8 protein-coding genes are annotated in these 11,546 nt (G+C 70.3%); 1 reads left to right on the forward strand and 7 read right to left on the reverse strand.

Annotation, left to right across the window (positions count from 1 at the left end):
• Positions 1-39: 39 nt before the first annotated feature.
• The 5 genes from tpiA to DMC61_RS06520 form a co-directional block, all read right to left on the reverse strand.
• Positions 40-825: a triose-phosphate isomerase gene (gene tpiA / locus DMC61_RS06500; protein ID WP_125687604.1), complete on the reverse strand. Its 786-nt coding sequence runs from the start codon at positions 823-825 to the stop codon at positions 40-42.
• Positions 825-2,066 carry a phosphoglycerate kinase gene (pgk, locus tag DMC61_RS06505; RefSeq protein WP_305021958.1) on the reverse strand — a complete coding sequence of 414 codons (1,242 nt, stop codon included), beginning with the start codon at positions 2,064-2,066 and terminating at the stop codon, positions 825-827. Before pgk ends, tpiA begins: the two co-directional genes overlap by 1 nt.
• 9 nt (positions 2,067-2,075) lie before the next feature.
• Entirely contained in the window at positions 2,076-3,080 is a 1,005-nt protein-coding gene (gene gap, locus DMC61_RS06510) for a type I glyceraldehyde-3-phosphate dehydrogenase (RefSeq protein ID WP_016333141.1), read from the reverse strand.
• Positions 3,081-3,264: 184 nt separating this feature from the next.
• A complete protein-coding gene (locus DMC61_RS06515) occupies positions 3,265-4,446 on the reverse strand; it encodes a winged helix DNA-binding domain-containing protein (RefSeq protein ID WP_125687608.1) in 1,182 nt (393 codons plus the stop codon).
• Positions 4,447-4,705: 259 nt separating this feature from the next.
• Positions 4,706-5,128 carry a nitroreductase family deazaflavin-dependent oxidoreductase gene (locus tag DMC61_RS06520; protein WP_125687610.1) on the reverse strand — a complete coding sequence of 141 codons (423 nt, stop codon included), beginning with the start codon at positions 5,126-5,128 and terminating at the stop codon, positions 4,706-4,708.
• 87 nt (positions 5,129-5,215) lie between these two features.
• On the opposite strand from DMC61_RS06520, the gene DMC61_RS06525 reads away from it, so the two are divergent.
• The gene (locus DMC61_RS06525; protein ID WP_125687612.1) at positions 5,216-6,154 is read left to right on the forward strand and encodes an AraC family transcriptional regulator; all 939 of its coding nucleotides are present in this window, start codon (positions 5,216-5,218) and stop codon (positions 6,152-6,154) included.
• A gap of 140 nt (positions 6,155-6,294) precedes the next feature.
• Here the strand turns inward: DMC61_RS06525 and DMC61_RS06530 are convergent, their stop codons facing one another.
• Both DMC61_RS06530 and DMC61_RS06535 read right to left on the reverse strand, forming a co-directional pair.
• Entirely contained in the window at positions 6,295-10,761 is a 4,467-nt protein-coding gene (locus DMC61_RS06530) for a hypothetical protein (RefSeq protein ID WP_125687614.1), read from the reverse strand.
• Positions 10,762-10,771: 10 nt separating this feature from the next.
• Positions 10,772-11,512: a hypothetical protein gene (locus tag DMC61_RS06535; RefSeq protein WP_046199931.1), complete on the reverse strand. Its 741-nt coding sequence runs from the start codon at positions 11,510-11,512 to the stop codon at positions 10,772-10,774.
• Positions 11,513-11,546 lie beyond the last annotated feature (34 nt).

Consider the following 11,546-nt stretch of genomic DNA (forward strand, 5'->3'; position numbering starts at 1 on the left):
GACGGACCGGATACCCAGGTTACCCGGTAGGTGCCCCGATCAGGGCAGGGGCCCGCCCGCGGCGAGTGCGCAGAGTTTGGTGAACTCGTCACCATCCAGGCTGGCACCACCGACGAGCGCACCATCGATGTTCTCGCAGGCGACGAGGTCACTGATGTTGTTGGCCTTGGCCGAGCCGCCGTAGAGCACGCGGACCGAGGACGCGACCTCGGCACGGTACTTCTCGGCGAGGGTGGCACGGATGGCTCCGCACACCTCCTCGGCGTCCTGCGGGGTCGCGACCTTGCCGGTCCCGATCGCCCAGACCGGCTCGTAGGCGACGACGACGTCCTTGACCTGCTCGGCTTTGAGCCCCTTGAGGCCCTCGACCAGCTGGGTCGTGGTGTGGGTGATGTGCTCCCCTGCCTCGCGGACCTCGAGCTTCTCCCCCACGCACAGGATCGGCGTGATGCCGTGCTTGAGCGCGGCCTTGACCTTCTTGTTCACCAGTTCGTCGGACTCGCCGTGGTACTCACGCCGCTCCGAGTGCCCGACGGTGACGAAGCTGCAGCCCAGCTTCGCCAGCATCGGGCCCGACACGTCACCGGTGTAGGCACCGGAGTCGTGCGGCGACAGGTCCTGTGCGCCGTAGGTGAGCGACAGCTTGTCGCCGTCGGTCAGCGTCTGGACGCTGCGGATGTCGGTGAACGGCGGCAGGACCGCGACGTCGACCTTCGCGTAGTACTTCTCCGGCAGGGCGAAGGCGATCTTCTGAACCAGCGCGATGGCTTCGAGGTGGTTCTGGTTCATCTTCCAGTTGCCGGCGATGAGCGGTTTGCGCGCCACTAGTCGTTCTCTCCCAGCACAGCGACTCCGGGCAGTTCCTTGCCCTCCAGGTACTCCAGCGACGCGCCGCCGCCGGTCGAGATGTGCGAGAAGCCGTCCTCCGGCAGGCCGAGCTGCCGCACGGCCGCGGCGGAGTCGCCACCGCCGACCACGGTGAAGGCGTCGCTCTTGACCAGCGCCTCGGCCACGGCACGGGTGCCGCCGGCGAAGGACTCGAACTCGAACACGCCCATCGGGCCGTTCCAGAACACGGTCGCCGCGTCGGCCAGCTTGCCCGCGAACAGCTCACGCGACTTCGGGCCGATGTCGAGCCCCATGCGGCCGGCCGGGATGGCCGTCGCGTCGACGACGTCGAACTCCGCGTCGGCCGCGAAGCCCGTCGCGGCGAGGACGTCCACCGGCAGGATCAGCTCGACGCCGCGCTTCTCCGCCTCGGCGAGGAAGCCGCGGACCTGCTCCAGCTGGTCCTCCTGCAGCAGCGAGTTCCCGACCTCGTGGCCCTGGGCCTTGAGGAAGGTGTACGCCATGCCGCCGCCGATGAGGAGCCTGTCGACCTTGGTCAGCAGGTTGGCGATGACGCCCAGCTTGTCCGACACCTTCGCGCCGCCGAGGACGACGACGTACGGCCGCGCGAGGTCCTCGGTGAGTTTCTTGAGGACGTCGACCTCGGCCAGCACGAGGCCGCCCGCGTACGCCGGAAGCGCCCGCGCGATCTCGTAGACCGAGGCCTGCTTGCGGTGCACGACACCGAAACCGTCGGAGACGAACGCGCCGCCCGGGACGAGCGCGGCGAGCTCGGCGGCCAGCTCCTGACGCTCGGCCTCGACCTTGCTGGTCTCGCGCGCGTCGAAGCGCACGTTCTCCAGCAGGGCCACCTGGCCGTCGGTCAGGCCGGCGACGGTGGCCTTGGCGGACTCGCCGACGAGGTCACCCGCCAGCGGGACGTCGACGCCGAGCAGCTCGGTGAGCTTCGCGGCGACGGGCGCGAGCGAGAACTTCGGGTCCGGCTCGCCCTTGGGACGGCCGAGGTGCGCCGTGACGACCACCTTCGCGCCCGCCTCGGCGAGCCGCTTGAGGGTCGGCAGGGCCGCGCGGACGCGGCCGTCGTCGGTGATGGTCTCCGCGGCGGTCGCTTGCGGGCCGCCGCCATCAGAGCTGCCGAGCGGGACGTTCAGGTCCGCCCGTACGAGTACGTACCGGCCTGAGACGTCCTCGCCCAGCAGGTCTTCGAGGTTCTTCAGCGCCATGGCTCAGGAGAGCTTGGTGCCGACGAGCTTGACGAGGTCGGCGAGGCGGTTGGAGTAGCCCCACTCGTTGTCGTACCAGCCGACGACCTTGACCTGGTTGCCGATGACCTTGGTCAGCGGCGCGTCGTAGATGCAGGAGGCCGGGTCGGTGACGATGTCGGCCGAGACGATCGGGTCGTCGCTGTAGCGCAGGATGCCGGCCAGGGGGCCCTCGGCGGCGGCCTTGTACGCGGCGTTGATCTCCTCGATGGTCGCGCTCTTGGCGAGCGTGACGGTGAGGTCGGTGGCCGAACCGGTCGGGACCGGGACGCGGACCGCGTAGCCGTCGAGCTTGCCGTTGAGCTCCGGCAGGACCAGGCCGATGGCCTTGGCGGCGCCGGTCGAGGTCGGGACCATGGACAGCGCGGCGGCGCGGGCGCGGCGCAGGTCCTTGTGCGGGGCGTCCTGCAGGTTCTGGTCCTGCGTGTACGCGTGGATCGTGGTCATCAGGCCCTGCTCGATGCCGAAGGCGTCGTTGAGGACCTTGGCCAGCGGGCCGAGGCAGTTGGTGGTGCAGGACGCGTTCGAGATGATGGTCTGCGAACCGTCGTACTTGTCGTCGTTGACGCCCAGCACCACGGTCAGGTCCTCGCCCTTGGCGGGCGCGGAGATGATGACCTTCTTGGCGCCACCGGCGATGTGCGCCTTGGCGGCGTCGCCGTTGGTGAAGAACCCGGTCGACTCGACGACGACGTCCACGCCGAGGTCGCCCCAGGGCAGGTTGGCCGGGTCGCGCTCGGCGAGGGCCTTGATCGTCTTGCCGTCGACGACGATGCCCTCGTCGCTGACGCTGACCTCGCCCGGGAAACGGCCGAGGATGGAGTCGTACTTCAGCAGGTGGGCCATGGTGGCGACGTCGCCGAGGTCGTTGAACGCGACCACCTCGATGTCGTGACCGGCGGCCTGCACGGCCCGGAAGAAGTTGCGGCCGATGCGGCCGAAGCCGTTGACACCTACGCGAACCGTCACTGCTGCCACTCCCTTGAGACTCGTCCGGGATAGCCCCGGTAAGATGTCCTTTACTCGGGCGCAACCCTAGCGTGCGTGCTCGGGCCACCCTCTTTGCCCTGACGAGACTTCCACCACTCGGTGGGTCAGGTCAAGAATCGATTAAGTGCGTCGCTACCAGGACGTCTTGGGAAAACTCTCAGCTTCACTGTGCTAGCCGTCGCTCCAGCGGCGTGCGCATGCGTGGCGTGACTCGCACCTTCCCGAACCACTCGGCCAGGTGGTTCGCCTCCGCCTCGACGGCCCGTTCGACGTCCGCGCCCACGTCCTCCAGGAGGTGATGGACGACCTCGCCGTCCGGCCGCTGCGCCCAGCCGCCGACGATGCGGCCGTCGGCCCAGACGGTGGGCCCGATGTTGCCGGTGCCGTCGAACAGCGGCGCCTTGTGCGGGCCGAGGTACCAGTCGTGCTCGATCCATCCCATCGCCGTGGGGTCGAGGGACGGGAGCAGGGCGACCCAGGGTTCGGGCTCGGCCACCGGCTCCAGATCGTCGGCGAGCACCACGCCGGGGACACCGTCGAGATCGACCTCGACCGGCTGAATCTCCGCGAGTGCCTTCTTCGTCTGGCCGATCGTCCAGCCCGTCCACCAACGGAGATCCGCGATCGGGGCGGGCCCGTAGGCGTAGAGCCACCTTCGGGCGAGCTCGACCCTGGCTGCGTCGGCGTCCCAGCCGGCGAGGCCCTGCGGCAGCCAGCCCGCCATCGGCGCCCAGTAGTACTGGCTGCTGATCCAGCTGCCGCGCGGGCGGCCGCGCACGATGCGGCCGTCGACCGCGAGCTGGAACAGGACGCGGCTGGTGACGTTGGCGATCGCCTCGTACGGCTTTCCCTTCGCCATCAGGAGTTGCTGCTTCAGGCGCGGCTCGTCATGGGAGAGCTCCTGCGCCGTGGCGGAACCGCGGGCCTTCAGCGCGCGCTCCGTCGCGTCCTCGACCTCGGCGAGCCAGCGTTCCGGCTCCGGCACGTTCTCCGGATGGCCCTGCGTGCCGAGGTGCTGTTCGAGCAGGCGGCGCTGCTTCTTGGCGATGTCGGCGGAACACGCGGCCTGGACGAGCGCCGCGTTCTCGTGCCCGAGGACGAAGACCGTGCGGCGCATGCCGAGCATCCGGATCAGCGTGCGCTCCTCGTAGAGCGCGCTCTCCAGTTCGGCGACGCCGTCGCCCTTCACGCGCGCCCACGCCGAGAGGTGCACCGACGCCGGATCCGTGGCGTGCAGCGCGACGACCGCGTCCGCGGCGGCGAGCACCGACTCGGCGGGCGTGGTGAGGCGATGACGCGTCGCGAGGCGGGCGCGGAGCTGCGCGGTGCCGATCTTGGGGGTCACGGATCGGTTCTATCACCGGGGCCCGACAAAAGCGCCGGATCGGCGTGGGGCTCGTGAGTGGTGAGGACGGTTGGAGCGGACCGGTACAGGAATCTCTCCGTGACACGGTCGAGTGGGGAGGATTTGGGACGTTGAGCGTCCCAAATCCTCCCCACTCGTATCACCTGACCGGTCCGAGTTGACTGCTCGGCATCCAGGTGCCGACGATGACCTCGGAGCTTGATAGGTCGTTAGAACCGTCCGCACCACTCACGAGGGGCTAAACGCGCTCCAGCTCGAACACCGGGATGACCCGGCTGGTCTTGCTCTGGTACTCGGCGAACTGCGGCATGAGGGCCGACTGCCTGGCGTAGACCTCGTCGCGCTCGGCGCCGGTGAGCACGCGTGCGCGGACGGAAAAGGTCTCGGTGCCGAGCTCGACCTTGGTGTCCGGGTTGGCGACCAGGTTGTGGAACCACGCCGGGTTGTCGTCGGCGCCGCCCTTGCTCGCGAAGATGTAGATCCGGTCGTCCTCGAGGAGCGGGACGAGCGGCGCGATCCGCTCGGTGCCGGACTTCGCGCCGGTGTGGTGGACGAGCACGAGCGGGTAGCCCTCGAACATGCCGCCCGCCTTGCCGCCCTTCTCGCGGAACTCGGCGATCACGCTTCGGTTGATCTTGTCGAAGTCGAACGTCTCTGTCATGACCTCGATCGTATGACGCACAGAGTGACCGTATCGATGCTCGAAAACACCAGGAACATAGCCGTCTGTCGCATTACCATCGCCCTCATGGACCTCTTGGCCGAAGTGCTCGCCGTGGGCGGTGTCCGGGGAACAGCCGGAGCACGCATCGAGGCGTCCGGGCCGTGGGGCATCCTCTGGCACGGCATCACCCGCGCCGCCTTCTACGCCGTCACCTGCGGGACGGCCTGGCTGGAACTGGCCGGTCACCCGCCACGGCAGCTCATGCCCGGCGACGTGGTGCTGTTGCCGAACGGGCCGGAGCACACCCTGCGCAGCGCTCCGGACGTCGCGATCATTCCCAACGTGTGCAGTGCGGCGGAGAAGGCGCGGGACTGCGGCGGCGTGCTGCGCCTCGGCTCTGGGGAGGTCGAGACGCACGTCCTCGGGGCGTCCTACGACTACGACCCGGCGGTGTCCACCCAGGTGCTCGCCACCCTGCCGGAGGTGGTGCACATCCGCGCGAACCGCGGCCGCGACGGGCTGGACGACACCGTCCGGCTGCTGTCGCGGGAACTGGCGAGCCCGCAGATCGCCACCGACTTCGTCCTCAACCGGCTCGTCGACATCCTTCTGGTCCAGCTGCTCCGCGCTTGGCGGACCGAGAAACCGGCCGAGACGCGGGGAACCTGGCTCGGTGTCCTCGGCGACCCGCTGATCAGCGTGGCACTGGCCAAGATCCACGAGGATCCGGCGAAACCGTGGACGACCGACGTGCTCGCGGCGGAACTGGCGACCTCGCGCAGCACCTTGACCCGCCGTTTCCGCGAAACCACCGGCCGGACGCCCGGCGACTACCTGACCCTGTGGCGGATGGACCTGGCCGCGGTCCGGCTGCGCGACACCGACGACACGGTGGACACCATCGCCCGGTCGGTCGGCTACACGTCGGTGTACGCGTTCAGCCGGGCGTTCCGGCGTGCGCGCGACCAGGCGCCCGGGCAGTACCGGACCTCGACGCGGGAACGCCTCACGCCGGCCGGGTGACCGGAACGAAGGGCTCGGCGGTCATGCGTGGTGCCCCAGTGGTCTGATGGCTCCCTTCACCGCGTCTGATGCGACGAAAGGAGCCTTCAGCCCAGCCGGTCGGTCAGGTTCCCGGCCGAAGATCCTGGCCACATCGCACGTCAGGCCGTCTCTTCCTCCTGCTCGGGCTCCTCCGACGGCCGCGTGAACAGCCGCGTCGCCGACAGCCGCGCGACACCGTCCGGCTCGCCGAGTTCGTCGGTCGCGTTCCGGATCGTCGCGTCGACGGACAGGTACTTGCGCCCCGCCCGCAGGTCCGCGTCGTTGCGCAGCCGCACGATCAGCGGGAACTCGCTCAGCGCGCCGGCGTCGAACAGGCCGGTGGTGTAGATCAGCTGGACGCCCAGCGCCTCCGCGACCGCGCGCTGCAGTTCCAGCAGGTAGCCCGCCGACGCGCGGCCGATCGGGTTGTCGAGGAACAGCACGCCCGAATGCCGGTTGCGGGCCTTGCCGCGGTTGTTCGCCCGCAGTGCCGCCAGGGTGCAGTACAGGATGATCGCCGCGGTCAGCTGCTGCCCGCCGGAGAACACGTCCCGGATCTCGGAGACGCGCTGCCGTTCGGTCCGCAGCACCGAATCCGGCTTCAGCATGTCGACCCGGAAACCCTTGGGAGCGGCGGCCTGCACGCCGCGCAGCACGAGCGAAAGCCCGTCCCGTTTGACGTCCCGGCCGTCGGAGGTCTTCCCCACCGCGGCCTCGTCGACGACCTCGCCCAGTTTCTCGGCGAGCACGTTCTCTTCGAGTTCGGTGAAGCGGATCCGCAGGAACTCCTGGCCCGACCAGTCGCCGAGACCGTCCGGCAGCCGTGAGACCCGTTGCGCCGCACGGAGTGTACGCAGCGCGCCGTCGACCATGCCCTGCAGGCGGGTGATGATGCCGCCGCGGTGCCGGTCGATCTGCGCGAGGTCGTCGGTGAGCGTGCGCAGCCGGGGCCGCAACGCCTCCGCCCATTCCGCGGCGTGGGCGGGCAACTGGTCGCGGCGGACCGAGATCACCTGCTGCCGCACCGGTGTGCTGAGCTTTTCGAATCGCTTGTCCGTGGCGTATTGCGCCAGCTGGTCGGCCGCGGCCCGCACCCGGCGATCTCCCGCGTCGGCCGCGTCCTGCGCCTCGGTGAGCGCCGTGTTGAGCCGGGAGTGCTTGGCGCGCGCGGATTCGACGTCGCCCTCGAAGGGCGCTTCTTCGTCCTCTTTGGACAGCAGATGCGCCATCGATTCGGCCAGGAGACCGAAGCCGGACGCGGACGTCTTCGCGGACTCCAGCGTCGCTTCGGCCGCGGCGCGGCGCTCCTGCAGTTCCTCCCATTTCCGCGCGGCGGCGGACACTTCGAGACCGGCTTCGTCGATCAGCTCCAGGCCGTGCTCGATGTCCTTCGGCCGCGCGTCGAGGGCGAGCGCGGACGGCTGTTCCGGAAGCTGGCCCAGTTCCGCCTTGCGGGTCGCGACCAGGCCGACGATCTCGGTGCGCTCCTCCTCCAGTACCGCGACGGCCCGGTTCGCCCGCGCCTGCGCCGCGGCCCGCGCCGAAGCGTCGGAGCCGTCCGGCGTCTCCAGCAGCGCCGAAGCCCGCTCGCGGACGGCGTCGTCCAACGCCTCCAAGGCCGCCCGCGCGGACGCCTCGACGCTTTCGGCCTGGTCGAGTTCGGCACGGAGATCGCTGCCGACCTCCACCTTCGCGTACGCCTCGGAAGCCGACGCGAAGGTACGCCGCAAGGCGTCCACCGGTTCGGCGGGCACGGAGTCGTCCTCGGTGACGTCGCTCGATCCCGGCACCTCGGCCAGTTCCGCCTTCGCGGTCGTCGCCGTGCGCCGGTGCCCGTCGGCGGTGCGTTGTTCCTCACCCGCCTGTTCGCGCAGCCGGGAAGCCTTCACCGCGGCTTCGGACGCCGTGGCCTCGGCCCGCTCGGCGATCTCGGTCGCGCGTTCGACGTCGTCCGTCCACTCGGGGATCTTCGCGGCGCGTGTGGCGAGGGCTTCCAGCCCGCGAACGCGCTCCCCCGCCTCGGCCGAGGCGGTGCGCAGTTCGGGGATCCGTTCCCGCAGCCCGGCGGCTTTCTCCCCGAGCCGCTGGAACTCCTTTTCGGCCTGCTCCAGCGCCGTACGCGCGGTCTCGTGCGCGGTGCGCGCGTTCTGGAGCTGCTCGGCGAGCGTCGCGATGCTGCCGGGCGGGTAGTCCTCGCGCCAGGTCTTGAGCTTCCACGACAACGCGCTGTCGTCGGCCAGCGACGTCGCGAGCGCCTCCAGCCGTCGCTGGCGTTCCGCGTGCCGGAGCGCGATGGCCTCGCGCTCGGCGTCGGCGGCCTCCTCGTCGTACATCGCCGGGTTGGGCGGCACGAGGAATTCGATCCCGGCCTCGCCCGGCAGACGGTCGGTCGTGGTGGCCTCGGTGGTGGCGACCGGGATGATCGTGCTGGGCAGCAGACGCCGCTCCGCCAGGACCTTCTCGGCGAGCCGGACCTGCTCCGGCTCGTTCAGCAGGATCCCCGAGACCAGCTGGGGAGCGCGCGCCAGCACGGCCGCCCGCCGCTTCTTGTCCAAAGTGGACAGGTAGCGCCAGCCGGACCACGCGTTCATCCCGGCGGCTTCCAGCGCGTCGAGCGTCGCCTGGACCTCTTCCGGAGCGGGCAGGAGACCTCCCGAACCGAGCGCGTTCAGCGCGCGCTCGTCGACGGATTCCTCCATCCGCAACGCGGTCTGTTCCTTCTCCGCGGCCGAACCGGCCTCGCGAAGGCGCTCCAGCAACACCGGAAGGTCGGTCTCCAGCGTGACGTCGTCCGCGCCGAGGAGTTCGCTCAGCCGGGGTTCGACGCCGAGCGCGTCGGTGCGCCGGTTGGCGCGGTCGAGTTCGTCGGCCGCGCGTTCCAGCCGGTCCTTTGTGGACCCGGCGAGCCGGTGCGCGTCGTTGACCGTGGCCTGCGCGGCCCGCAGATCCTCGGCGACGCGTTCGAGTTCCTGTTCACGGCGGACGAGTTCGGCGGCGGTCGTCTCGGCCTCGGCCCTGGCGGCGCGCGCCGCTTCGGCGACGTCCGCCCCGGCCTTGAGCGCGCCGGACCGGACGGTTTCCGCGATCTCCTCCCGGATCTCGGCGATCCGCGCCCCCAGCCCGCGAGCCTCCGCCCGGCGCGACGCCGCGAGGTTCGCCGACTCGTCGCGTTCCGCCTGCGCCTTCTCCGCCTCGGCACGCAGGGCGCCGACATGGGCTTCGGCCTTCGCCGCCTGCTCGGTGGCGTTCTTGGCCAGCCCCAGCAGTCCCCTGGCGAGCGCGCCCGCGGCGGCGTTGCGTGCCTGCAGCGCGGGCTGCGCCTTCTGCTCGCGAGTCCCCACCAGTTCCCGGAAATCGCGTGCCTTGCGGGCGGCGTTGAGGTGGTTGAGCACGGTCGTGCATTCACGCCACGCCTCGGCGGCGGTCTTGGCCTCGGCCAGTTCGCCGTCGATCCGCTTCTTGCTCTCCTGCGCCTCGTCGAGCCGCAGTTTCCCGACCAGGCGGCGGAGTTCGGTGACCCCGGCGGTGAGACGGCGGTGGTCGCCCTCGGCCAGTTTCTCCGCGGACTTCACCTCGTCGACGTGCTGTTCAAGCCCGCTCAGCCGCTCGTTCTCCAGCTTGTCGCGGGCGGCGACCTGACCGGCCAGCGTCCGCATCTCGGCGCGGGCCGCGTCGGCGAGCTTCCGTGACGCGGCGGCGACGCCTTCCTCCTCCGCCAGCGGCGTGAGCAGATCGAGCGCGCCCGCGACGAAATCCCGCTCCGACAACAGATCCCCGCGCTGGGCGAGGTTGTGCGCATAGGTCGCGACGACCTCGGCGAGGTCCTTCGGCTCCTCCTCCGAAAGCACCGCGCGCAACAGGAACTCGACGAACGCCTCGTCGGTGCTGAAGGCGAAGGCGTCGGCCGCCTCACCCTCGCCGGCGTTCATCGCGCGCTGGTACCGGAAAAGCTCGGTGTCGAGACCGAGACCGTCGAGCCGCGACGTCCATTCGTGGTGCCGCCGGGTCCAGAACAGCTCCAGTTCCGGCTCGCCGCCGTGCACCTTGTCGAGCTGGTCGTGGAAGCCGGACATCGTCAGCAGCCTGCCGTCCGACGTCAGCGGCAGCGAGTCCAGATCGAGCGAGGGCGTCGGCCGGAAGCAGTACCAGGAGTCGACGAGGTTCTCCGAGTCGGCCGACACCACGTGCCCGCGCCATTCCGACACCTTGCCGGTGATCACCCGGTGGCCGGTCTCGACCTGCAGCCACTCCAGCACGACGTGCGAAACGTCCTTGGCGGCGACGAACTTCTCCAGCACCTTGGTGTTCGTCGTGCCGACGACCTGGCGGCGGCCGGGCAGCATGACCGAGAAGATCAGCTTGATCAGGACGGATTTACCGCCGCCGTTCTCCAGGAACAGCACGCTCGCCGGCGACGGGCGCCGCGGCGGCCCCTCCCCCGCCAGGTGGATCCCGGCGCTGAACAACGCGTCCTGTTTGGGCGCGGTGATGGCGGCGCCGACGCCGCTGAAGTCCAGCACGACGTCCTGGTACCGCGCGCCCGCCGGGCCCACCGAGTGCAGGCGAACCCGCGAAAGCTCGTACATCTCTTCCCCTCTAGAGCGTGTCCGACGCGGCCGCGCGCAACGTCCCGCCACCGTTGGCGACCGACACCACGTTCAGCTCGAGCAGATCGTCGAAGGCCGCGTCGGCGGCGAGTTCCCGCACCTGCACCTGGTAGCGCGGTGTCGTCCGGTAGGTCCCGCCCTGCTCCCCGCTGACCTGGACGAGAAAGCCTTGATCGGCGAGGAAACGCAGGGCCCGCGCGACCATGCCGCGCGTGGTGTCCGACGCCAGCCTGCCGTCCTTGGTCGCGGCGGCCGCCGGACGCCGGGCGTAGGCCCGCCAGGCCTGTTCGAGTTCGGGCGCGTCGGCCAGCGGGTCGTTGTTCGCTTCGGCCTCCGCCGCGCGCTCGTCGAGGATCCGGCAGGCCTCGCGCACCATCGCGTCCACCTGCTCGACACTGACTCGGCCGATGTAGGTGTCGTTGGCGAGGTCGTCCGGCCGCGGGTAGCCGAGCGCGGCGGTGGCCAGGTGGACGAGCCCGTGCAGGACCTTCTCGGTCTCCCGGCGTTCGCGGATCTTGCTCTGCCGCGCGTAGCTGTCCATCTTGATCTCGAAGACGGATTCGTCGGTCGCCGCCAGCACGGCACCGGCCTGGAGGTTGACCTCCAGCACCATCAGCCCGAGCCCGGCCGCGACCGCGTGCGTGAGCTGCTTGAACGCCCTGTCCTCGCCGTAGCGCCGGACGAGGTCGCCGTACACGACGTCCCGCGACGGGAGCTGCTTCGGGCGCATGCCGAACGAGACGAGCCGGGCCGCGGATTCGACG

It is taken from the genome of Amycolatopsis sp. WAC 04169, assembly GCF_003947535.1.
GTDB lineage: Bacteria > Actinomycetota > Actinomycetes > Mycobacteriales > Pseudonocardiaceae > Amycolatopsis > Amycolatopsis keratiniphila.

What these genes read in the sequence shown, in the direction of transcription:
- DMC61_RS06520 (WP_125687610.1), bottom strand. Translation starts at nt 5,128, where the DNA reads ATGACAGAGACGTTCGACTTCGACAAGATCAACCGAAGCGTGATCGCC.
- DMC61_RS06525 (WP_125687612.1), top strand. Translation starts at nt 5,216, where the DNA reads ATGGACCTCTTGGCCGAAGTGCTCGCCGTGGGCGGTGTCCGGGGAACA.
- DMC61_RS06530 (WP_125687614.1), bottom strand. Translation starts at nt 10,761, where the DNA reads ATGTACGAGCTTTCGCGGGTTCGCCTGCACTCGGTGGGCCCGGCGGGC.
- DMC61_RS06535 (WP_046199931.1), bottom strand. Translation starts at nt 11,512, where the DNA reads ATGCGCCCGAAGCAGCTCCCGTCGCGGGACGTCGTGTACGGCGACCTC.